This is a genomic window from Pseudohaliea sp. (assembly GCF_040217025.1).
Lineage (GTDB): Bacteria > Pseudomonadota > Gammaproteobacteria > Pseudomonadales > Halieaceae > Pseudohaliea.
This window is the reverse complement of sequence record NZ_JAVJOA010000010.1, coordinates 257,940-279,608: the sequence shown is the minus strand read 5'-3', so window position 1 is coordinate 279,608 and position 21,669 is coordinate 257,940. Positions and strand designations below refer to the sequence as shown.

The 21,669-nt window shown below is 70.9% G+C and carries 20 protein-coding genes; 14 read left to right on the top strand and 6 right to left on the bottom strand.

Annotation, left to right across the window (positions count from 1 at the left end):
* The first annotated feature begins 11 nt into the window (after positions 1-11).
* From hemA to add, 7 genes are all read left to right on the top strand, one after another.
* Positions 12-1,367 carry a glutamyl-tRNA reductase gene (hemA, locus tag RKE50_RS12685; RefSeq protein WP_350036830.1) on the top strand — a complete coding sequence of 452 codons (1,356 nt, stop codon included), beginning with the start codon at positions 12-14 and terminating at the stop codon, positions 1,365-1,367.
* Positions 1,364-2,449 carry a peptide chain release factor 1 gene (gene prfA / locus RKE50_RS12680; protein ID WP_350036828.1) on the top strand — a complete coding sequence of 362 codons (1,086 nt, stop codon included), beginning with the start codon at positions 1,364-1,366 and terminating at the stop codon, positions 2,447-2,449. Before hemA ends, prfA begins: the two co-directional genes overlap by 4 nt.
* Entirely contained in the window at positions 2,446-3,315 is an 870-nt protein-coding gene (gene prmC, locus RKE50_RS12675) for a peptide chain release factor N(5)-glutamine methyltransferase (protein WP_350036826.1), read from the top strand. The genes prfA and prmC overlap by 4 nt, the downstream gene beginning before the upstream one ends.
* Positions 3,305-4,051 carry a HesA/MoeB/ThiF family protein gene (locus RKE50_RS12670; protein WP_350036824.1) on the top strand — a complete coding sequence of 249 codons (747 nt, stop codon included), beginning with the start codon at positions 3,305-3,307 and terminating at the stop codon, positions 4,049-4,051. The genes prmC and RKE50_RS12670 overlap by 11 nt, the downstream gene beginning before the upstream one ends.
* 92 nt (positions 4,052-4,143) lie before the next feature.
* Positions 4,144-4,734 (top strand): HvfX family Cu-binding RiPP maturation protein, encoded by a 591-nt coding sequence (locus RKE50_RS12665; RefSeq protein WP_350036822.1) that lies wholly within the window; start codon positions 4,144-4,146, stop codon positions 4,732-4,734.
* Positions 4,735-4,813: 79 nt separating this feature from the next.
* Positions 4,814-6,064: an ATP-dependent RNA helicase RhlB gene (rhlB, locus tag RKE50_RS12660; RefSeq protein ID WP_350036820.1), complete on the top strand. Its 1,251-nt coding sequence runs from the start codon at positions 4,814-4,816 to the stop codon at positions 6,062-6,064.
* A gap of 209 nt (positions 6,065-6,273) precedes the next feature.
* Positions 6,274-7,413: an adenosine deaminase gene (gene add / locus RKE50_RS12655; protein ID WP_350036818.1), complete on the top strand. Its 1,140-nt coding sequence runs from the start codon at positions 6,274-6,276 to the stop codon at positions 7,411-7,413.
* Between the two features lie 54 nt (positions 7,414-7,467).
* Here add and cysZ read toward each other — a convergent pair whose 3' ends face one another.
* The gene (gene cysZ, locus RKE50_RS12650; protein ID WP_350036815.1) at positions 7,468-8,244 is read right to left on the bottom strand and encodes a sulfate transporter CysZ; all 777 of its coding nucleotides are present in this window, start codon (positions 8,242-8,244) and stop codon (positions 7,468-7,470) included.
* A gap of 121 nt (positions 8,245-8,365) precedes the next feature.
* Here cysZ and smrA point away from each other — a divergent pair, with 121 nt between their 5' ends.
* Positions 8,366-8,977, top strand: a complete 612-nt coding sequence (gene smrA, locus RKE50_RS12645; RefSeq protein WP_350036813.1) for a DNA endonuclease SmrA — start codon at positions 8,366-8,368, stop codon at positions 8,975-8,977.
* A gap of 13 nt (positions 8,978-8,990) precedes the next feature.
* Here the strand turns inward: smrA and RKE50_RS12640 are convergent, their stop codons facing one another.
* The 4 genes from RKE50_RS12640 to gatC are packed head-to-tail and all read right to left on the bottom strand — an operon-like array spanning position 8,991 to position 12,549.
* A complete protein-coding gene (locus tag RKE50_RS12640) occupies positions 8,991-9,302 on the bottom strand; it encodes a PA4642 family protein (protein ID WP_350036811.1) in 312 nt (103 codons plus the stop codon).
* 35 nt (positions 9,303-9,337) lie between these two features.
* Positions 9,338-10,789, bottom strand: a complete 1,452-nt coding sequence (gatB, locus tag RKE50_RS12635; RefSeq protein ID WP_350036809.1) for an Asp-tRNA(Asn)/Glu-tRNA(Gln) amidotransferase subunit GatB — start codon at positions 10,787-10,789, stop codon at positions 9,338-9,340.
* The gene (gene gatA, locus RKE50_RS12630) at positions 10,786-12,258 is read right to left on the bottom strand and encodes an Asp-tRNA(Asn)/Glu-tRNA(Gln) amidotransferase subunit GatA (protein WP_350036807.1); all 1,473 of its coding nucleotides are present in this window, start codon (positions 12,256-12,258) and stop codon (positions 10,786-10,788) included. Before gatA ends, gatB begins: the two co-directional genes overlap by 4 nt.
* 3 nt (positions 12,259-12,261) lie before the next feature.
* A complete protein-coding gene (gene gatC / locus RKE50_RS12625; RefSeq protein WP_350036806.1) occupies positions 12,262-12,549 on the bottom strand; it encodes an Asp-tRNA(Asn)/Glu-tRNA(Gln) amidotransferase subunit GatC in 288 nt (95 codons plus the stop codon).
* A gap of 288 nt (positions 12,550-12,837) precedes the next feature.
* On the opposite strand from gatC, the gene RKE50_RS12620 reads away from it, so the two are divergent.
* The 6 genes from RKE50_RS12620 to RKE50_RS12595 are packed head-to-tail and all read left to right on the top strand — an operon-like array spanning position 12,838 to position 21,168.
* Positions 12,838-13,875 (top strand): rod shape-determining protein, encoded by a 1,038-nt coding sequence (locus tag RKE50_RS12620; protein WP_350036804.1) that lies wholly within the window; start codon positions 12,838-12,840, stop codon positions 13,873-13,875.
* A gap of 41 nt (positions 13,876-13,916) precedes the next feature.
* Positions 13,917-14,756 carry a rod shape-determining protein MreC gene (gene mreC, locus RKE50_RS12615; protein WP_350037859.1) on the top strand — a complete coding sequence of 280 codons (840 nt, stop codon included), beginning with the start codon at positions 13,917-13,919 and terminating at the stop codon, positions 14,754-14,756.
* Positions 14,756-15,247 (top strand): rod shape-determining protein MreD, encoded by a 492-nt coding sequence (mreD, locus tag RKE50_RS12610; RefSeq protein WP_350036802.1) that lies wholly within the window; start codon positions 14,756-14,758, stop codon positions 15,245-15,247. The genes mreC and mreD overlap by 1 nt, the downstream gene beginning before the upstream one ends.
* A 15-nt stretch (positions 15,248-15,262) precedes the next feature.
* The gene (locus RKE50_RS12605) at positions 15,263-15,847 is read left to right on the top strand and encodes a Maf family protein (protein WP_350036799.1); all 585 of its coding nucleotides are present in this window, start codon (positions 15,263-15,265) and stop codon (positions 15,845-15,847) included.
* Complete coding sequence (gene rng, locus RKE50_RS12600) at positions 15,844-17,298, top strand: ribonuclease G (protein WP_350036797.1); 1,455 nt, start codon at positions 15,844-15,846, stop codon at positions 17,296-17,298. Before RKE50_RS12605 ends, rng begins: the two co-directional genes overlap by 4 nt.
* Before the next feature lie 21 nt (positions 17,299-17,319).
* Positions 17,320-21,168 carry a YhdP family phospholipid transporter gene (locus tag RKE50_RS12595; RefSeq protein ID WP_350036795.1) on the top strand — a complete coding sequence of 1,283 codons (3,849 nt, stop codon included), beginning with the start codon at positions 17,320-17,322 and terminating at the stop codon, positions 21,166-21,168.
* Here RKE50_RS12595 and yjgA read toward each other — a convergent pair.
* Positions 21,154-21,663, bottom strand: coding sequence for a ribosome biogenesis factor YjgA (yjgA, locus tag RKE50_RS12590; RefSeq protein WP_350036793.1), 510 nt, complete (start codon positions 21,661-21,663; stop codon positions 21,154-21,156). The genes RKE50_RS12595 and yjgA overlap by 15 nt on opposite strands.
* Between the last annotated feature and the right edge of the window lie 6 nt (positions 21,664-21,669).

Genomic DNA, 21,669 nt, shown 5'->3' with positions numbered 1-21,669 from the left:
AACGCGGGTTCATGAACCTCATCGCTCTGGGAATCAATCACAATTCGGCGACCGTCGAGGTGCGCGAGCGCGTGGCCTTCGCGCCGGAACAGGTCGGTGACGCCCTCGGCGATCTCTGCGCCGCGCTGGAGCTGGAGGAAGCGGTGATCCTGTCCACCTGCAACCGCACGGAGCTCTACGCCATGGTGCCGGCGGGCGACTGCCCGGTAATGAAGGCAGGCGCCGTGGTCGACTGGCTGGCCGGCTACCACCACCTCCAGCCCGAGGACCTGCGCGAGGCGGCTTACCACCACGTGGCCGAGCGCGCCCTGCAGCACCTGGTGCAGGTGGCGGCAGGTCTGGATTCCATGGTGCTCGGCGAGCCGCAGATCTTCGGCCAGCTCAAGTCCGCCTACGCCGTCGCCAGCGAGGCGGGCACCGTGGGCGGCGAGTTCGGCCGGCTGTTCCCGCGGGTGTTCTCCATCGCCAAGAAGGTGCGCACGGACACGGCCATCGGCGAGAATCCCGTTTCCGTGGCCTACGCGGCCGTGGACCTCGCCGGGCACATCTTCGCGGACCTGTCCGACTGCAATGCACTGCTTATCGGCGCCGGGGAAACCATCGAACTGGTCACGCGACACCTCATCGAGGCGGGCGTCAACAATATCATCATTGCCAACCGGACCCTGGACCGGGCCCGGGAACTGGCCCGCAAGTTCGGTGCCGAGGCCATCCTCCTGTCTGACATCCCGGCGCAGCTGCCGAAGGCCGATATCGTCATCTCCTCCACCGCGAGCCAGCTGCCGATCCTGGGCAAGGGCGCCGTCGAGGGCGCGATCCGTGCCCGCAAGCACCGGCCCGTGCTCATGGTCGATATCGCCGTGCCGAGGGACATCGAGCCGCAGGTCGGCGACCTGCGCGACATCTACCTCTACACGGTCGACGACCTCCGGCAGATCGTCGACGAGAACCTGCGCAATCGCCAGGACGAGGCGCGCAAGGCCGACGGCATCATCATGGAGGGCGTGCGCGCCTTCTACGAGGAGCGCCGTTCCCTCGCCGCCGTCGACCTGGTCAAGGAGTTCCGCAAGGCCGCCGAGCAGACCCGGCAGCAGGAACTCGACCGGGCCCTCGCCGCCCTCGAGCGCGGCGACGACGCCCAGGCGGTGCTCGCCCAGCTTGCGCGCGGTCTCACCAACAAGCTCATCCATGCCCCCACCGCCGGCCTCAAGCGGGCCAGCGCCGAGGGGCGCGAAGACGTGCTCGCCCACGCCCGCAAGCTGCTCGGCCTGCGCGGTGACGAGGTCCTGGAGGAGGCGCCGCGGCAGGCGGCCTCCGTCACCCCCATCGGCAAGGCGGCGGAATCGCGCGGACTCAAGCGGCAGTGAAACCCTCACTGCTGGCCAAGCTCGATGCGCTCACCGAGCGCCACGAGGAGGTCGCTGCGCTGCTCGGTGACCCGGAGACCATCGCCGACCAGGACCGCTTCCGCACCCTGTCCCGCGAGTACGCGGAACTCGAGGACGTCGTCAGGAGCTACGCTGCCTTCCGAACGGCCACCGCGGACCGCGACGAGGCGCAGGCCATGCTCGGCGACAGCGACCCGGAGATGCGCGCCCTGGCGGAAGAGGAGGCCGCCGATGCCGACGGCCGCCTCGAGGCCCTGGAGCGCGAACTGCAGGTGCTGCTCCTGCCGCGCGACCCGCGCGACGGCCGCAACGTGTTTCTCGAGATCCGCGCCGGCACCGGTGGTGACGAGGCGGCGATCTTCGCCGGCGACCTGTTCCGCATGTACGGCCGCTACGCCGAGCGCCGCGGATGGCGCGTCGAGGTGCTCTCCGAGCGCCCGGGGGAGCACGGCGGCTACAAGGAGCTGATCAGCCGGGTCGAGGGCAGCGACGTTTACGCCCACCTCAAGTTCGAGTCCGGTGCGCATCGTGTCCAGCGCGTCCCGGAGACGGAATCCCAGGGCCGCATCCATACCTCGGCCTGCACCGTTGCCATTCTCCCGGAGGCGGACGAGCTCGGCGAGGTCACCGTGAACAAGGCCGACCTGCGCGTCGATACCTTCCGCGCCTCCGGCGCCGGCGGCCAGCACGTGAACAAGACGGATTCGGCGGTGCGCCTGACCCACCTGCCCACGGGGATCGTGGTGGAATGCCAGGACGAGCGCTCGCAGCACAAGAACCGTGCCCGGGCCCTGTCGCTGCTGGAGGCAAAGCTGGCCAACGCCCAGGCCGACCAGCAGGCCGCCGAGCAGGCCGAGGAGCGGCGCAACCTCGTCGGCAGCGGTGACCGCTCGGATCGCATCCGCACCTACAACTTTCCCCAGGGCCGGCTCACGGACCACCGCATCAACCTCACGCTCTATCGCCTCGACGAGATCATGGCGGGGGATCTCGACGCGGTGATCGGGCCCCTGCGCCAGGAGCACCAGGCGGACCAGCTCGCCGCCCTCGCCGGGTCGTGACCACCACGGTACAGGCGCTCCTCGCCGAGGCCGCTGCCGGCGGCTGCAGCCGCGGAGAAGCGGATCGTGAAAGCAGGGGTGACGGCGAGGTCCGCCGCGACGCCGAGGTCCTTCTCGGCTACTGCCTGGGCCGCCCGCGGAGCTGGCTGTTCACCTGGCCCGAAGCTGAGGTGCCGGCGGAACCGGCGGCGCGCTACCGCGACCTCCTCGCCCGCCGCCGCGCCGGCGAACCCGTGGCCTACCTCGTCGGCGAACGCGACTTCTGGTCCCTCGCGCTGCGCGTCACCGGCGCCACCCTCGTACCCCGGCCGGATACCGAGACCCTCGTCAGCTGGGCGCTGGAGCTCGTGCTGCCCGAGGATGCGCGGGTCCTCGACGCCGGCACCGGCAGCGGTGCCATCGCCCTCGCCCTGGCGACGGAGCGTCCGCGCTGGCGGGTCACCGCCGTGGACCGGGACCCGGCGGCCCTCGCCGTCGCCACCGATAATGCACAGCGCCTCGGCCTCGGGCGGGTGCGCTTTCTCGTTTCGGACTGGTTCGCCGCCCTGGACGGCGAGCGCTTCGACCTCGTCGTCGCCAACCCCCCGTACCTGGCCGCGGACGACCCGCACCTCGCCGGGCCGGCACTGGCCCACGAGCCGCTGCAGGCGCTGGTCGCCGGACCGACCGGTCTCGAGGACCTGGCCGCCCTCGCTGCGACGGCGCCGGGGCACCTCGCCGACGGCGGCTGGCTGCTCCTGGAGCACGGCTGTGAGCAGGCCGCGGCCGTGCGCCGGATGCTTGCCGGCGCGGGCTTCGACACGGTTGCGACGCGCCGGGACCTGGCCGGCCTGGAACGCGCGAGCGGGGGGCGCCATGCTGGGTGACGACGACCTCGAGCGCTACAGCCGCCAGCTGCTGCTCCCGGCTTTCGATATTGCCGGCCAGGAAGCGCTGGGCCGCGCCCGGGTCCTCGTGCTGGGCCTCGGCGGCCTCGGCTCGCCGGCGGCGCTTTACCTCGCCGCCGCAGGGGTCGGCAGCCTGGTCCTCGTGGACGGTGACGACGTCGAGCCCAGCAACCTGCAGCGCCAGCTCGCCCACGGCGAGGCGGACCTCGGCCGCAACAAGGCCCGCTCGGCGGCCGACGCGGTGGCCGCCCTCAACGCGGGCACCCGGGTCGAGGTCGTCGCCGAGCGCGCCGACGGGGCCCGCCTCCGGCGTCTCGCCGGGCGGGTGGACCTCGCGCTGGACGGCAGCGACAACTACCCCGCGCGCTTCGCCCTCAACCGCGCCTGCATCGCCGCCGGTATTCCCCTGGTCTCCGCCGCCGCGGTGCGCACCGAGGGGCAGCTGGCCACCTTTCACCCGGCCTCCGGCGGCCCCTGCTACCGCTGCCTGGTCCCGGAAGAGGGCGCCACGGGCGCCCTGTCCTGCAGCGAGAGCGGCGTGCTCGGCCCGGTCGTCGGCGCGATCGGCAGCCTTGCCGCCCTCGAGGCCATCAAGGTACTCACCGGCTACGGCGGCGACCTCCGCGGCGCGGTGCTGACCCTGGACCTCTTCGATTACCAGGTCCGGCGCCTGGCGCTGGCGCCGCGGCCCGGCTGTCCGGACTGCCGTCGGTAGAACCCGCCCTCACCCCGGGTGTGGGCGAGGCGCCAAAACTTTTCGCCACGGGGACTGTCATAGCTGGCAACGCCAGGGACGGACGACTAGCCATGCAGCGCCTTGCCAACCGCTACTACCGGCTCCGGGACGCCCTCGCCGGCCCCCTGGGCTATCTCGACGGGCTGCCGCCGCTGGCCTTGCGCCTGTACCTGGCGCCGGTGCTGTGGATGGCCGGGACGCAGAAGCTGGCGGCCATGGACAGCACCATCGAGTGGTTCGGCAACAGCGAGTGGGGCCTGGGGCTGCCCTGGCCGGCGCTGCTGGCGCCGCTGGCCGCTTGGACCGAGGCCATCGGCGCGCTGCTCCTGCTGCTCGGCCTCGCCACCCGCTGGGTGGCGGTGCCGCTGTGCGTGACCATGATCGTCGCCGCGCTCACGGTGCACTGGGAGAATGGCTGGGCGGCGATTGCCGACAGCGGCGACCCGGCCATCGCCCAGCGCCTGGGCGTGGCGCGGGAACTGCTGGTGGAGCACGGCAATTACGCCTGGCTCAGCGAGCACGGCCCGCTGGTCATCCTCAACAACGGCATCGAGTTCGCGGTCACCTACGCGCTCATGCTGCTGGTGCTCATGGTGACCGGCGGCGGCCGCTTCACCAGCGTCGATTATTACCTCGCCCGGCTCTATCCCCGCGGGGCTTGAGCGGGCGCGCCGGCGGGGCAGCAGCGCGGGCGCCGAAGTGCTACACTTCGCGCCGATTTTTCAGCATTGCAGGTGAATCTTGAGCAAGCATTCCGCCGGCCGGCGCGAGACCAACACGGCGCCGGCCACCCACGAGTGGTCCATCGACGACTTCCCGGTACCGCCCGAGGACGGCAAGACCCGCTTCCATGACCTCGGCCTGCGTGAGGAAATCATGCACGGCATCGCGGACCTCGGCTTCCGCTACTGCTCGCCGATCCAGGCCCAGGTGCTGCCCTTCACGCTGCGCGGCCACGACGCCATCGGCAAGGCCCAGACCGGCACGGGCAAGACCGCCGCCTTCCTGATCACCATCTTCAACGACCTGCTCAACAACCCGGTGGAGGACGAGCGCTTCCTCGGCGAGCCTAGGGCCGTGGTGATTGCGCCGACCCGGGAGCTGGTCATGCAGATCGCCGCCGACGCCGAGGAACTCGGCCGGCACACGGGTCTCAACACCGTGACGCTGATCGGCGGCATGGACTACCAGAAGCAGCTCAACCAGGTGAACCGCCGTATCGTCGACCTCGTGGTTGCAACGCCCGGCCGCCTCATCGACTTCATGACCCGCCGCGACCTGTTCCTCGACCACGTCGAGGTGCTGGTGCTCGACGAGGCGGACCGGATGCTCGACATGGGCTTCATTCCGCAGGTGAAGCGCATCGTGCGCGCCACGCCACAGAAGGAGTACCGGCAGACGCTGCTGTTCTCCGCGACCTTCACCCAGGACATCATCAACCTCGCCGCCCAGTGGACGCGCGACCCGGTGAAGGTCGAGATCGAGCCCGAGAGCGTGGCCACGGACAGCGTCGACCAGAAGGTCTACCTCGCGAGCAGCGAGGAGCGCTTCCGCATCCTTCTCAACCTGCTGCGCGGCCCGGACGCCGACAGCGTCATCGTCTTTGCCAACCGCCGCGACCAGGTCCGGCGGCTGCACGAGCGACTGCGCAAGGCCGGCATCCGCGCCGGCATCCTCTCCGGGGAGATCTCGCAGGACAAGCGCACCAAGACCCTCGAGCGCTTCAAGAGCGGCGACCTGTCGGTCCTGGTGGCGACGGACGTTGCCGGCCGGGGTATCCACGTCGAGGGCGTGAGCCACGTGGTGAACTACAACCTGCCGGAGGATCCGGAGGACTACGTGCACCGCATCGGCCGCACCGGCCGCGCCGGCGCGACGGGCATCTCGATCAGCTTCGCCAGCGAGGACGATGCCTTCCTGCTGCCCGATCTCGAGGCTCTTCTCGGCGAGCCCCTGTCCTGCACCCACCCGCCGCAGGAACTGCTGGCCTGAGGCCCGACATCCGCTCGCTGGCTGCTCGCAGCTTCTCAAACGCCTCCAGTACCCCGGCAAGCCTGCCCGCAGGGACGCGCGCAGAGGTGTATGCTCCCAAGGGGCAATCGTGAGGTTCATCAATGAAAAAGCCTACCGTAGTGAAGCCGGGGGTCGGGCGCCGACGCTTCCTTGAAGGCATGCTCTGCAGCCTTGCGGGACTGGGGACAATGGCCCCGTTCTTTCCCCGGGCGGGCGCGGGGGACCTAGAGGCAGAGGGCGCTGCCGCGGGCTACCCGGCCGGGCCCGGCGACCCCGCGTTGGCCTCCTTCATCCTGGGCATGCCGAAGGCAGAACTGCACGTACACGTCGAAGGGATGGTCGATCCGACGCTGGCCTTCGAACTCGCGGAACGGAACAAGTTGCAGCTTCCCTTTGCAAGCCCGGAGCAGTTTGAAAGGTCGCTGCACTTCACGTCCCTGGAATCCTTTCTCGCGGGCTTTGACCAGATGCTCCGGGTGCTGGTGACGGCAGAGGACTTCCGGGATACCGCGCTGCACTACTTCGAGAAGGCGGCGGCACAGAACATCGTCTATGCGGAACTTCACTTCGAGACGCAGCCGCACCTTGCGCGGGGCCTTGCGCTCGAGTCGGTGCTGGAGGGCATTGTCGATGCTCAGCAGGAGGCGCTGGCGCGCTTCGGGATCCGGTCGCGGCTGATCATGGCGCTGCAGCGCGAGGCGACGCTCGAGCAGGCCGGCGCTGCCTGCGCGTTCGCCCTTCAGCACCGGGACGCGATTACCGGGATCGGGCTGGACTCCTTCGAGGTTCCCGGTTTTCCCGCGAAGTTTGCAGAGCTCTATGCACGGGCGGCAGACGCGGGCTTCCGGCTGACGTCCCACTGTGACCTGGAGGTGGAGGAGTCACTGGTCCATGTCCGCGACTGTATCGAGGACCTCGGGGTGGAACGGATCGATCACGGCTACAGTGTGCTCGAGGACGATACCCTCAGCGCGCTGTGCCGGGAGCGGGGCATCGGCTTTACGGCCTGTCCGACAACGGACTGGACTCTTCCCGACACGCGGGAGGACTTCTATGCCGCCGCGGTAACCGCCGCGATCGGAGCGATGCTCGACGCGGGTCTGCAGGTCAGCGTGAACTCCGACGACCCGGGGCTCATGGGCGGACGCTACGTCGGTGACCTGCTGATCGACGTGCAGCGGGATCTGGATCTGTCCCCGGAGCAGGTGGCGACGCTCGCCGGCAATGCTTTCCGCTCCAGCTGGGGCACTGCTGAGGAAAAGCGCGGCTACCTCGGGCAGCTGGGCGACTACATCGCCACGCACGGGGCAGGGGTAGCGCAGGCCTGAGCGGACCGGGCTCAGGTCCGTATCCCCCGGAGTCGCGTGCTCAGGGAGCGCCGGTCAGGGTAGCGGTTCCTGGTGCGTGTGGTCCCGTGAGGCCGCCGTGGCAGCCGCCACCTCCTCGACCCAGAACAGGGTGCCGCCGGCGACCGCCGCCGGCACCACCACGAAGTTCACCAGCGGAATCCCCGTGCACAGGGCGACCAGCCCGCCGAAGCCGAGGCTCGATAGGCGCCGCTCCCGGCACGCATCGCGGACGGCGGCGAAAGACAGGTTGTGGTTGTCCATGGGGTAGTCGAGGAACTCCAGGCTGAACATCCAGGCGCCAAAGACGAACCAGAGCACCGGCGAAAGGGCGTTCAGCCCGGGGATGAAGGTGAGCAGCAGCACCAGCGCGCCCATGGGCACGAAGTAGAGCAGCTTGGCGAGCTCGCGGAAGATGCCCCGCGGCACGCCGGCCAGCGCCGCGCCCAGGCCCTCGAGGCCGGCCACCTCGCGCCCGGTCAGCATTTCCTCGACCTTTTCGGCCAGCAGGTTGTTGAACGGCGAGGCGATCACGATCGCTACCGCGGTGAACAGGTAGCCCGTGGTGAGCGTCACCAGCAGCCCGACCAGCGGCCAGAGCAGCCACTCGAGGAACCCCAGCCAGTCGGGGATGCCGGCCATGATCGAGTCTAGCCACCCCGCGAGGAAGCTGACACCCCACCAGATGACCGCCGAGAAGATCAGGATGTTCACCGCCAGCGGCACGATCACGAACAGCCGCAGCGTTGGTTGGGTCAGCAGGCTGGCGCCGCGCACGAGGTACCCGGCGCCTGCCAGGGCATTGCCGCGCATGCGAATGCTCCGTTGCCAGGGAGGCGCCATGGTAGCAGAGGGGGCCCGCCGCCGGGCACCTTGGGCGGGTGTGTCCGCAGGTTATAATGGCCCCCTGTTCCCAGCAACGCCGGAGGCCGCTATGCACAACGATGACGTGCACGACGACGACGAGCTTTTCTGGCAGGAAATGGCAGACGTGGCGCCGCTGCGCCGGGAGCGGCGCGTGCGCCGCGGCGGCGCCGGCGCCGATGACGCGGCGCTTGCCGCGCGGCGCAATGCGGCGGTCACCCAGCCCGGGAAAGACCGGAACCCCCTGCGCGAGGACGGCATCGAACCCCTGGACCCCTGGCACGTGCTCGCCTTCAAGCGCCCGGGCATCCAGAACGGTGTCTACCGCAAGCTCAAGCAGGGGCGCTACCCGGCCGACGCGCGCCTCGACCTGCACCGCATGACCGTGCGCCAGGCCCGCGGGGAACTCTTCGGCTTCGTGGAGGACTGCCTGGAACTCGGCCTGCGCAGTGTCCTGCTGGTGCACGGCAAGGGCGAGCGAAAGCCGAAGGACGAGCGCCTGTCGGTGCTGAAGGGCGCCGTGGACCGGTGGCTGCGCGAGCTCGAGCCTGTGCAGGCCTTCCACAGCGCGCAGCCCCAGCACGGCGGCACCGGCGCGGTCTACGTGCTGCTGCGCAAGAGCGAGGCGAAGAAGCAGGAGAACCGGGAGCGCTTCCTGCGCGGTCGCGTTCCCGTCGATTGAGTGGGCTGAGGGTTCAGGCGGTGGCGGTGCCGCCGCTGCCGGCACCGGCGGCGCGCAGGGCCTCGGCGTAGGGGCCGCCGAGGCGGTGGCCCTCGACGATGTCCAGCACCGTTTCACCGGCCCCGTTGCGGGCATCCAGGTCGCGGCCCTCCGCGGCGAAGAAGGTGAGGAAGCGCGCGAAATCCCCGGCGCGCATGCCCTGGTAGGCGCGCAGCAGGATGTGGAAATCGTCGGGCGTGCCGTCGTGGGCGCGGTAGGCGAGGAAGCTCTTCACCCGCGCGTCGTCCCACTGCTCGTCGATGACCTTGCTCTTGTCCTTGCGCATGGTTTTCCCAGTCAGGTTGGCTAGCTCAGGCGGATTCAGTCGGGCAGTTTGTCGGCGAGCAGCTGGTTCACCAGGGCCGGGTTGGCCTGGCCCCGGGAGGCCTTCATCACCTGGCCGACGAAGTAGCCGATCAGCTTCTTGCGCTTCTTCTCGTCGGCGGCGGCGTACTGCGCCACCTGCTCCGGGCTGTCGGCGATCACCGCATCGACCATGGCGCCGATGGCGCCGCTGTCGGAGACCTGCTTCAGGCCCTTCGCCTCGATCACCGCGTCGGCATCGCCCTCGCCCTCGCCGTTCCACATGGCCTCGAAGACCTGCTTGGCGATCTTGCCGGAGATGGTGTCGTCGAGGATGCGGGCGAGGAGACCGCCGAGGGCCGCCGGGGCCACCGGGCAGGCGTCCAGGGCGAGCCCGTCGCGATTGAGCTGGCCGAGGAGTTCCACCTGCACCCAGTTCGCCGCCAGCTTGGCATCGCCGCAGGTGGCGGCCACCGCCTCGAAATAATCGGCCAGCGCCCGGCTGTCTGCCAGCACGCCGGCGTCGTAGGCCGAGAGGCCGTACTGGTCCCGGAAGCGCTGCCGCTTGGCCGCCGGCAGTTCCGGCAGGGCGGTGCGCAGTTCCTCGATGAAGGATTCCTCCAGCACCACGGGCAGCAGGTCCGGCTCCGGGAAGTAGCGGTAGTCGGTAGCGACCTCCTTGCTGCGCATGGGCCGCGTCTCGTCGCGCTCGGCGTCGTAGAGGCGGGTCTCCTGCACCACGCTGCCGCCGCTCTCGAGGACCTCGGCCTGGCGCTCGATCTCGTGCGCGATGGCTTTCTCCACGAAGCGGAAGGAGTTGACGTTCTTGATCTCCGCGCGGGTGCCGAGGGTGTCGCTGCCGGCGGGCCGCAGCGAGATGTTGATGTCGCAGCGCATGGAGCCCTCGGCCATGTTGCCATCGGAGATACCGAGGTAGACCACCAGGCTGTGCAGCGCTTTCAGGTAGGCCACGGCCTCCTCGGCGCTGGTGAGCTCCGGCTCGGTGACGATTTCCAGGAGCGGCGTGCCGGCGCGGTTCAGGTCGATGCCGGTCTGGCCGTGGTAGTCCTCGTGCAGGGACTTGCCGGCGTCCTCCTCGAGGTGCGCCCGGGTGATGCCAATGCGCTTGCTGGTACCGTCGCCGAGGACGATCTCGAATTCGCCGCGGCCGACGATGGGCTCGGCGAACTGGCTGATCTGGTAACCCTTGGGCAGGTCCGGGTAGAAGTAGTTCTTGCGATCGAAGACGGAGCGGCGGCCGATCTCGGCGTCGATGCCGAGGCCGAAGAGCACGGCGTAGCGCACCGCCTGTTCGTTCAGCACCGGCAGCATGCCGGGCATGGCGAGGTCCACGGCGCTGGCCTGGGTGTTCGGCTCGGCGCCGAAGGCGGTGGCGCTGCCGGAAAAGATCTTCGAGCGGGTCGCGAGCTGCAGGTGCACCTCCAGGCCGATGACCGGTTCCCAGCTCATGCCGCGCCCCCCGCTGCCGGTGGCTCACGCAGGTGCCAGTCCGTCAGCTGCTGGTAGCGGTGCGCGACGGCGAGCAGGCGCGCCTCCTCGAAGTGGCGGCCGATGAGCTGCAGCCCCACGGGGAGCCCGTCCAGGGGTTCCACGGGCACGCTCAGGGCCGGCAGGCCGGCGAGGTTCACGCCGAGGGTGTAGCTGTCTTCCTGGTACATGGTGACCGGATCGTCCACCTTCTCGCCGAGGCGGAAGGCGGTGCCGGGCGCGGTCGGGCCGGCGATGACATCGACGCTTTCGAAGGCATCGAGGTAGTCCTGCCGGATCAGGCGGCGGGTCTGCTGGGCCTTCTTGTAGTAGGCGTCGTAGTAGCCCGCGGAAAGGGCGTAGGTGCCGATCAGGATGCGCCGCTGCACCTCTGCGCCGAAGCCTTCCTCGCGGCTGCGCGTGTACAGGTCCTCGAGGTCCGCCGGGTCTGCGCAGCGGTGGCCGTAGCGCACGCCGTCGTAGCGGGCGAGGTTGGTCGAGGCCTCCGCCGGGGCGAGGATGTAGTAGGCGGGGATGCTCAGGTGGTTGTTGGGCAGGTCGACGTCGACCAGGCGGGCACCGCGGGCCTCGAGTTCGCCCAGGGCGGCGTGCAGCCGCTCGCCGATGGCGCTGTCGAGGGTCGCGTCGAACCAGTGCCGGGGCAGGCCGATGCGCAGGCCGCCTAAGTCCATGGCCAGGGCCGCGCGGTAGTCGGGCACCGGTTCGCGGGCGCAGGTGGAATCGGCCGGGTCGTGCCCGGCCATGGCGCCGAGGAGCAGGGCGCAGTCCTCGGCGGAGCGGGCCATGATGCCGCCCTGGTCGAGGCTGGAGGCAAAGGCGATCATGCCCAGCCGTGACACGCGGCCATAGGTCGGCTTGATCCCGGTAATGCCGCAGAGCGCCGCCGGCTGGCGGATGGAACCGCCCGTGTCCGTGCCGGTGGCGGCGGGGACCAGGCCCGCCGCGACGGCGGCGGCCGAGCCCCCGGAGGAGCCGCCCGGTACCCGCTCGAGGTCCCAGGGGTTGCGGCAGGGCCCGTAGTAGCTGGTCTCGTTCGACGAGCCCATGGCGAACTCGTCCATGTTGGTCTTGCCGACGGTGACGGCGCCCGCGGCGGCCAGGCGCTCGACGGCGGTGGCGCTGTAGGGCGGCACGAAGTTGTCGAGCATGCGCGAGGCGCAGCTCGTGCGCAGGCCGTCGGTGCAGAAGATATCCTTGTGCGCGATCGGCAGCCCCGCCAGGGGGCCGGCGCGGCCGGCGGCACGCTCGGCGTCGGCGGCGCGGGCCGCGGTCAGGGCGCCCACGGCATCGACGGTGATGAAGCTGTTGACGGCACCGTCCTCCGCCTCGATGCGCGCCAGGCAGTCACGGACCAGCTCTTCCGCCGAGCAGCGGCCCCGCTCTAGGGCCTCGAGCAGCTGGCTGACGGTGCTGGGGGTCTCGCCGGCCACCGCCTACTCCACCACCCGGGGTACCAGGTACAGCCCGTCCTCCACGGCCGGGGCGATGGCCTGAAACGCCTCGCGGCGGTTGCCCTCGGTGACCTCGTCCGCGCGCAGCGGCTGTACCGCGTCCAGGGGATTGGCCAGGGGCTCGACACCGGTCGTGTCCACCGCGGACAGCTCCTCGACCAGGGCAAGGATGCGGCCGAGGCTGTCCTCCAGCGCCGGCGCTTCCCCGGGTTCGATGCGCAGGCGGGCCAGGGCGGCCAGCCGCTCGAGTTGATCGGCGCCTAGGGTCATGGGCAGGGGATTCCGCGTTGCTTTTCAGTGGCTTTTCTGCTGCTTTTCAAAGGCTGCGCCCGGGGCTGCCCCCGGGGCCGCGAGCGCGAAAGCTACCACAGTTTCGCCTTGCCCAACATCCCCGCCGTTGGTAGAGTTGCTCGCAGTCCGGCGCCCCAAAACCGCACGAGAACGCGGCTATCCCAGCCCGTTTCCTATCGTCCGTGACCCGCGTCGTTTGCGCCCGCGCCCTCTGCGAAGGCGTCGTGCGCGATCGCGATGGCCAGGGCCCTTCAAGGTACACGCTGAATGCTGAAGAAACTCCGCGGTATGTTCTCCAACGATCTGTCGATCGACCTGGGGACCGCCAACACCCTTATCTACGTCCGCGGCCAGGGTATCATCCTCGACGAGCCCTCCGTGGTCGCCATCCGTATCCACAACGGCCAGAAGACCATCGAGGCCGTGGGTACGGAGGCCAAGCGCATGCTCGGCCGTACGCCGGGCAACATCACCGCCATCCGGCCGTTGAAGGACGGCGTAATCGCCGACTTCCAGGTCACCGAGAAAATGCTCCAGCACTTCATCGCCAAGGTGCACGAGACGCGTTACATCCGCCCGAGCCCGCGGGTCCTCATCTGCGTGCCCTGCATGTCGACGCAGGTCGAACGCCGGGCCATCCGCGAGTCCGCGCTCAGCGCCGGGGCCCGGGAAGTCCGCCTCATCGAGGAGCCCATGGCCGCCGCCATCGGCGCCGGCCTCGACGTCGACGAAGCCACCGGCTGCATGGTGGTGGACGTCGGTGGCGGCACCACGGAGATCGCCATCATCTCCCTGAACGGCGTCGTCTACCGCGACTCCGTACGCCTCGGCGGCGACCGCTTCGACGAGGCCATCGTCGCCTACGTGCGCCGCCGCTACGGCACGCTCATCGGCGATGCCACGGCGGAGAAGATCAAGGAGGAGATCGGCTGCGCCTACAAGGGCAGCGAGGTGCGCGAGATCGACGTGCGCGGCCGCAACCTGGCCGAGGGCGTGCCGCGGAGCTTCACCCTGAACAGCGACGAGATCCTCGAGGCACTGCAGGATCCCCTCACCTCCATCGTGCAATCCGTGAAGTCGGCGCTGGAGCAGTCGCCGCCGGAGCTGGCGGCCGACATCGCCGAGAGCGGCATCGTACTCACCGGCGGCGGCGCCCTGCTGCGCGACCTCGACCGCCTCATCGCCGAGGAAACGGGGCTGCCGGTGGTGGTTGCCGAGGACCCGCTGACCTGCGTCGCCCGTGGCGGCGGCATGGCTATGGAACGCATGGATCGGCATACGATAGACTTGCTCTCTACTGAGTAAGGCGCCGGCGCCCCGATGGCCGTCGGCCACCGGGAACTGACATCAGGCCGCTATTCGTCAAGGAGTCGCACCTCGGATTGAAGGTGACGCTGGTCGCCCTCGCCGTGGCTGCGCTACTGGTCGCCGACCTCCGCTACAACCGCCTCGACGGCAGCCGCGCCGTCCTCGACACGCTGCTCGCGCCGGTGTTCTGGGTCGCTGGTATCCCCGGCGCGATCGGCGCCTGGCAGGACACGCACATCCGCTCGCGGCAGACGCTCCTCGAAGACAACGCGCATCTGCGCCGGGAAAACCTCGTGCTCAAGGGCCGGCTGCAGCAGATGGCGTCGCTGCAGGCCGACAACGCCCGCCTGCGCTCGCTGCTCAATTCCACGGCACTGCTGCGCGACGACGTGCTCGTGGCCGAGGTGGTGGGCGTCGCGCCGGACCCGGTGCGCCACCAGCTCATCCTCGACAAGGGCGACGACGCCGACGTCTACCAGGGCCAGCCGCTCATCGACGCGGGCGGGCTCATGGGCCAGGTGGTGGAGGTGAGCCAGTTTCACGCCCGGGTGCTGCTGATCACCGACGCGACCCACTCCGTACCCGTGCAGGTGAACCGCAACGGCGTGCGCGCCGTCGCCGAGGGCACGGGCTCGCTGGATCGGCTGGAGATCCACCACGTGGCGGCGACCACCGACATCCGGGAGGGCGACCTGCTGGTGACCTCGGGCCTGGGTCAGCGCTTCCCCATCGGCTATCCGGTGGCCACCGTCACCGCCATCGAGCGCGACCCCGGGCAGGCCTTCGCCCGGATTACCGCGCGGCCCACGGCGGCCCTGGACCGGGTGCGCCACGTGCTGCTCGTCTTCGCCCGGGACGAGAGTGAGGCCAGTGACTGATGGCCGTCGAGGAGGGCGCCACAGGGTACTGGGTCATCCTGGCGACCCTGTTCACCGCCTACGTGCTGGCGGTGCTGCCCCTCGGTCCCTGGCTCGCCTGGCTGCGGCCGGAGTGGCTGCTGCTCGTGGTGACCTACTGGGTCATCGCCCTGCCGCACCGGGTGGGGCTGGTGACCGCGGCACTCGCCGGCCTGCTCATGGACGTCCTGGAGGGTGCCGTGCTGGGCCAGAACGTGCTCGCCCTGTCCGTTGTCGCGCTGGTCGCCCGGCTGCTGTACCAGCGCATGCGCGTCTTCTCCCTGGCGCAGCAGGCGCTCACCGTGTTCCTGCTCGCCGGCCTGCACCAGCTCGTGTGCCAGTGGATCCAGAACCTCGAGGGCGCGGGGTCGCGGTCGTTCCTGTTCCTGCTGCCGGCCCTCTCCAGCGCGCTGTTCTGGCCGCCCGTGCTGTTCCTGCTGCGCGGTGCCCGGCGCTACTACCGTGTGCAGTAGCTAACGGCAGTGGTCGTGGCGGTTGAACCCCTCGTGCTGGCCTCGCAGAGCCCGCGCCGGCGTGAACTGCTGGCGCTCCTCGGCCTGCCGTTCCGCGTGCAGCCGGCGGCGGTGGACGAGACGCCGCACCCGGGCGAGGCGCCCGACGTCTACGTCGCCCGCACCGCGGCAGAGAAGGCGCAGGCGGTCAGCGGGCCAGCGGTGCTCGCCGCCGACACGGCGGTGGTGCTCGACGGCAGCATCCTCGGCAAACCGGTGGACCGGGACGACGCCCGGGCCATGCTCGAGCGCCTCTCCGGCCGCGAGCACAGCGTGCTCACCGCCGTCGCCCTGTGCCGCGGCGACGCGGCCTGGGCGGTGACCGTGCGCACGGCGGTGGTCTTCGACCGGCTGGACCGGGCGCGCATCGATGCCTACCTCGCCAGCGACGAGCCCTGGGACAAGGCGGGAGCCTATGGCATCCAGGGCCTCGCCGGGGCCTTCGTGCGCAGCCTCGCCGGCAGCTACAGCAATGTGGTCGGTCTGCCGCTGGTGGAGACGCGAGAGCTGCTGCTCGCCGCGGGCCTCCTGGAAACGCCCGGGGAGGGAGCGAGGCCGTGAGCGAGGAGATCCTGGTCAACGTCACGCCCATGGAGACGCGGGTGGCCGTGGTGGAGAACGGTGCGACCCAGGACATCCACATCGAGCGCAGCGCCAGCCGCGGTATCGTCAGCAATATCTACGCGGGCCGGATCAGCCGGGTACTGCCTGGCATGCAGGCGGCCTTCGTGGACATCGGCGCGGCCCGCAACGCCTTTCTCCACGTGTCGGACATCATCGGCGGCGCCGATGCCAGCGAGCGCATCGCGGACCACCTGCGCGAGGGCCAGGCGGTGACCGTACAGGTCACCAAGGATCCGCTCGGCAGCAAGGGCGCGCGGGTTACCTCCCAGCTCTCCGTCGCTTCCCGCTACCTCGTGTACATGCCGCAGACGCAGCACGTGGGCGTGTCGCAGCGCATCGACGACGCCGAGGAGCGCGCCCGGCTCCAGGAGGTGCTGGCCAACGCCCTCGAGGCGGAGGAAATGGACGAGGCCGGCGGCTTCATCCTGCGCACCGCCGCGGAAGGGGCGGGGCCGGCGGAAGTCGCCCAGGACCTGCGCTTCCTCAAGCGGCTCTGGGCCGCGGTATCGCGCCGCGCCGCCGCGGCCCGGGAGCCGCAGCTGCTCTACGAAGACCTGCCGCTGCACCTGCGCACCGTGCGCGACCTGGCCCGGCCCGGCGTCGAGCGCATCCGCATCGACAGCCGCGAGAACTACGAAGCGCTGAAGCGGTTCTGCGGCGAGTACATGCCGGAGGTGGCCGACCTCCTCGAGTGCTACAGCGGCGAGCGGCCGCTGTTCGACATCCACGGCATCGAGGAGGACATCCAGCGCGCCCTGAGCCGCAAGGTGGCGCTCAAGTCCGGCGGCTACCTGGTCATGGACCAGACCGAGGCCATGACCACCATCGACGTCAACACCGGCTCCTTCGTCGGTCGTCGCAACCACGAGGAGACGGTCTTCAAGACCAACCTCGAGGCGGCCACCACCCTTGCGCGGCAGCTGCGCCTGCGCAACCTCGGCGGGATCATCATCGTCGACTTCATCGACATGCGCGATCCCGAGCACCGGCGCCAGGTGCACCGGACCCTCGAGAAGGCCATGGCCCGGGACCCGGCGCGGAACAAGATCACCGGCGTCTCCGAGCTCGGCCTGGTGGAGATGACCCGCAAGCGGACCCGTGAGTCGCTGGAGCAGCTGCTCTGCGAGGCCTGCCCGGTGTGCGACGGTCGCGGGGTGCTGAAGACGGCGGAAACCGTGTGCTACGAGATCTTCCGGGAGATCATGCGCGACGCCCGCGCCTACGAGAACGACAACCTGCTCGTGCTCGCCGGGCAGAGCGTGGTGGACCGGCTCCTGGACGAGGAGTCGGCGAACGTCGCCGATCTCGAGGCGTTCATCGGCAAGACCATCAGCTTCCGTGTCGAACCGGAGTACAGCCAGGAACAGTTTGATATCGTGCTGCTCTAACGCAGTGTGAATGCGGCAGCCGTGACCCTATCCTCGCCCTTCCATGTCCTCGCCGGTGCCCTCTGGCGGCTGCTGGTGGCCGGCGTGGTGATCCTCGCCCTCTACGTGGCCGCGGGGCGCGCGCTCATGGGCAACGTGAGCGCGCTGCAGCCGCAGCTGCTGGCGGCGCTCAACGAGCGCCTGCCGTTCACCCTGAGTGCGTCCTCGGTCAGTGGCCGCATGGAGGCCTTCTCGCCGGAGCTCGTGTTCACGGACCTGCGCCTGGCCTTTCCCGGCGAGGCCATCGAGCCGGTGCAGCTGGCGCGCGGCAGCCTGCGCCTGGCACCGCTGCGCAGCCTGCTCACGCAGAGTCCCCAGGCCAGCTTCGTGACGCTCAGCGGCCTCTCCGTGGAGCTGGACCAGGACGCGGCCGGGCACCTGCGCCTGCGCGGCTTCGGCGTTCCCGGCGACGACGGCGGCCTGCGCGACTGGCTGGCGAGCTTCCTGCCCCGGGTGCGGGCCCTGGTGCTCGAGGACAACCGGGTGCTCCTGCATCGCCCCGATGGCGAGGACCGGCGCGCCGAACTGGACCTGACCCTGAAGCGCAGCGGCAGCGCGCGGACCCTCGATGCGCGCATCGAGACGGCGGTGGGGAACGCGGCATCGCTGCACGCGGAGGGGATCGGCAACCCGCTGTCCCCGGCGACCTGGCGCGGCGATGTGTTCCTGGCGGTGGAAGCGGAGCGCCTGGAGCGGCTCTACGACTGGCTGCCGGACACCGTGCCGGTGCGCGCCGCCGGGCGGGCCGGCGTGCAGCTGTGGCTGCAGCAGGCCGGTGGGCGCTCGGACCTGCGCCTGTCCCTCGCGGGCGACAACCTGCTGCTCGAGGGCGGGGACGGGGGCTGGCGCGTGCCGCTGGCCTCGCTGGCCATGGACGCCGCCCTGGTCGAGGGCAAGGACGGCTGGACGCTGCATGCCTCGGACCTGTCCCTCGCCCAGGGCGGGCGCCACTGGCTGCTGCCGCGGGCCCAGTTCGACCTGCGCGGCGATTCGCTGCGGGTGCGCAGCGGCGAATTCCGCCTCGACGGGATCGACAGTTTCCTCGCCAGCCTGCCGAGCATACCGGCGCGCCTCGCGGACGCCCTCGGCGTGCTGGCTCCCCGCGGCGACGTGCGCGCCCTGGAGCTGACCCTCGACGACCTGCGCGCGCCCGGCGGCGCCTGGGAGCTGACCGCGCGCGTGGACGACCTGGCGGTGGAGTCCTGGCGCGGCGCGCCCGGTGCGGCCGGCGCCGATGCCTTTGTCCGGCTCTACCCCGGCGGCGGCGACGTGCGCATCGACAGCGAGGGGCTGGTGCTTGCCTTCCCCAAGGTCTACCGGGAGCCGCTCGCCTACGACGCCGTACACGGCGACCTGCGCCTGCGCTGGGACCGGGAGCAGCTGTGGATCCGCTCGGGGCTCCTCGAGGCGAGCGGGGAGGAGGGCACGGCGCGCGCGCTCCTGGGCCTGCATATCCCGTTCACGGGCACGACCGTCGGACCCGCCATGGAACTGCTCGTCGGCCTCGGCGACAGCCGCGCCCGCTATCGCGACAAGTACCTGCCCTACCGGCTGCCCGGTACGCTGCGGCGCTGGCTCGCCGATGCCATCGGCCCGGGCCGGGTCGTTACCGGGGGCTTTGCCTGGCGGGGCAGCCTGCTTTCCCGCAACTACGACCACCTCACCGTGCAGCTGCACTTCGACGTGGAGGACGCCACGGTCACCTTCGATCCCGCCTGGCCGCCGCTGGAGGGCTTTGCCGGGCGCCTGGTCATCGACGACTCCCGCGTCAGCGCCTGGGGCGAGCGCGGCGAGCTCGCGGGCAACCGGCTCGAGCGCCTGTCCGCGGAGGCCTGGCGGGGTGCGGCCGGGGAGCGCGTCCTCGCCGTCGCCGCGACCCTGGCCGGCGATGCCGCCGACGGGCTGGCAGTGGTCAAGGCCTCGCCGCTGGCGGCGATGACCCGCGGCGTCTTCGATGGCTGGTCCGCCGCCGGCCCGGTGCGCACGGCGCTGGACCTGCGCATTCCCCTGGACGACCGCAGTGAACCGGTGGTGGCCGTCGACGCGAGTGCCGACGGGGCGCTGCTGCGCGTGCAACCGGGTGGGTTGGTGTTCGAGAACCTCGGCGGCCGCGTGGGCTACGCGAGCGGCCGCGGTTTCTCCAGCGATGACCTCGCGGGCAGCCTCTGGGGCAGCCCGGTCAGCGCGAGCCTCACCCAGGCCGACGCCGAGGCCCCGCTGGCGCTGCGCTTCGCCGCCAGGGGCCTGCCCATGGCCGCGCTCTTCGACTGGCTCCAGCTCGAACTCCCGGCCCTCGCCAGCGGTGAGGCCGATGCCTTCGGTAACCTCCTGCTGCGCCGCGACCAGCCGGCGCGGCTCACCCTCGCCAGCGACCTCACCGGCGTCGTCCTGGCACTCCCGGCACCCTGGGGCAAGGCCGCGGACGAGCCGTGTTCCCTCGCCGTGGACCTGCGCCTGGCGCGGGAGCGCATCGCGTTGGACCTCGCCCTCGGCAACCGGGTTGCGGGGCGCCTCGAGCTCGCCGACGGTGCCCTGCGCGGCGGCAACGTCCGGCTGGAGGCAGACTGGCTGCAGGGGGCGCTGGACCTCGGTGGGCCGGTCCCGCGCCTGCTCCTCGACTACCTCGACCTCGCCGGGCTGCCCGAGCAGGAGGGGGAGGCGGACTTCGACGCGGCCTACCGGGCGCTGCGCCCGGTAGGTGTCGATATCCTGGAACTGCGCCGGGGCGGGGAACGGGTCGGCCACCTGGCCTTCGAGCTTGACCGCGACGCGGGTGCGATCGTGGCCCGGGGTATCCGCGGCGAGCTGTTCGGCCTGCGCAGCCGCAGCGAGGAGGGCGGTGTGCTGCGCTGGACCGGCGGCCGGGACGACGCCGGGCAGGTCGCCGCCGGCAAAGCAGTCCAGGGCGAAGGGGCCACCGGCGACAGTGCGCCCGGCGAGGCGGTCTACGGTGAAGATGACGTTGTCGAGGCCGCCCCTGCCGGCAGCGCCGCCGGCGAAGGCGCCCCCGGTACAACGCAATTCGCCATCGACGTCGCCTTTGACGACCTGGGCCGGGTGCTGGTGGCCCTGGGCTACGCGCCGACGCTGGTCACCGACAACGGCAGCGCCAGCGCGGACCTGCGCTGGACCGGCTCGCCCCGGGCACTGGCGCTCGCGACGCTTGCTGGCACGGTCGCCGTGGAGGGGCGGGACGGCCGCCTCCTCGAGGCCAAGGGTTCTGCCGGCGCACTCAAGGTGCTTACCCTGCTGAACCTCGCCGAGATCCTTCGCGGCCTCAGCCTGTCGCACATGTTCGAGTCCGGCATTCCCTTCGAGCGCGCGGCCAGCGAGTTCCGCTTCCGTCGCGGCACCGTGGAAATCCCGGCGCTGACGCTGCGCGGCGCGGCCAGCGCCTTCGAGTTCAGCGGCGTGACCCGGCTCGCGGCCAGCAAGCCGTCCGTCGAGGGCGAACTGGTGGTGACGCTGCCGGTGGCAAACAACCTGCCCTGGGTCGCGGCGCTGGCCGGCGGGCTGCCCGTCGCCGCCGGCGTCTACGTGGTGAGCAAGGTGTTCGAGAAGCAGGTCAAGCGCATGTCCAGCGGTGTCTACGCCGTATCGGGACCGCTGGGCAGCCCCGAGGTGCGGCTGCGGCGGATCTTCGACGACAGCGCAACGCTCCCCGCGGACCCGAACGGCGAGCGCATCGTCGATCCGAATGCCTCGCCCGGCCCATCGACGGCGCCGGACCCGAACGCGGCGCGCCCCGACGCCATCCCGGTACCGGCCCCGGGTACCCCGCCGGAGCCGAACACTGCCCCGGTGGGTGCAGCGGCTTCAGGCCCCCGCTGACTGGAGCTCGCGCAGGTAGCGGAAGAGCTTGCGCGCGGCGGCCGGCGGACGCGCCCCGGCCCTTTCGCGCTGCGCCTGGCGCAGCAGCTGGCGCAGGTGCTGCCGGTCCGCGCCCGGGAAACGCTCGAGCACGGCCGGCAGCCCGTCGTCGCCGCGGTCAACCAGCTGGTCGCGCAGCGCCTCCAGCTCGTGGTGCTGCGCGGCGCTGGCGGCCCGCTGCTGGTGCAGGCCGTCTAGGGCCGCCTGCAGCGGCGCCGGGTCCACGCCGCGCATGAGCTTGCCGATGAACTGCAGGTGGCGCCGCCGGGCACTGCGGCTGGTGATGCCGCGGGCCTGCACGATGGCAGCCTCGAGCGCCGGGTCGTCGATGGGAATGGCGGCGAGCTCCTTCGGGCTCAGGGCGCAGAGCGCCTCGCCCAGCGCCTGCCGCGCGGTCATCTCCCGCTTCAGGGCGCTCTTGCTGGGTGCCTCGTCCCGGTAGTCGTCCTCGACCATAGCGGC

Coding starts and splice junctions, on each gene's coding strand:
- add (WP_350036818.1), top strand. CDS start 6,274: ATGGCCCCGTTCTTTCCCCGGGCGGGCGCGGGGGACCTAGAGGCAGAG.
- gatC (WP_350036806.1), bottom strand. CDS start 12,549: ATGACCCTAGGCGCCGATCAACTCGAGCGGCTGGCCGCCCTGGCCCGC.
- RKE50_RS12640 (WP_350036811.1), bottom strand. CDS start 9,302: ATGCGCAAGGACAAGAGCAAGGTCATCGACGAGCAGTGGGACGACGCG.
- mreD (WP_350036802.1), top strand. CDS start 14,756: ATGGCCGTCGAGGAGGGCGCCACAGGGTACTGGGTCATCCTGGCGACC.
- smrA (WP_350036813.1), top strand. CDS start 8,366: ATGCACAACGATGACGTGCACGACGACGACGAGCTTTTCTGGCAGGAA.
- cysZ (WP_350036815.1), bottom strand. CDS start 8,244: ATGCGCGGCAATGCCCTGGCAGGCGCCGGGTACCTCGTGCGCGGCGCC.
- gatB (WP_350036809.1), bottom strand. CDS start 10,789: ATGAGCTGGGAACCGGTCATCGGCCTGGAGGTGCACCTGCAGCTCGCG.
- RKE50_RS12620 (WP_350036804.1), top strand. CDS start 12,838: ATGCTGAAGAAACTCCGCGGTATGTTCTCCAACGATCTGTCGATCGAC.
- RKE50_RS12665 (WP_350036822.1), top strand. CDS start 4,144: ATGCAGCGCCTTGCCAACCGCTACTACCGGCTCCGGGACGCCCTCGCC.
- RKE50_RS12670 (WP_350036824.1), top strand. CDS start 3,305: ATGCTGGGTGACGACGACCTCGAGCGCTACAGCCGCCAGCTGCTGCTC.
- yjgA (WP_350036793.1), bottom strand. CDS start 21,663: ATGGTCGAGGACGACTACCGGGACGAGGCACCCAGCAAGAGCGCCCTG.
- hemA (WP_350036830.1), top strand. CDS start 12: ATGAACCTCATCGCTCTGGGAATCAATCACAATTCGGCGACCGTCGAG.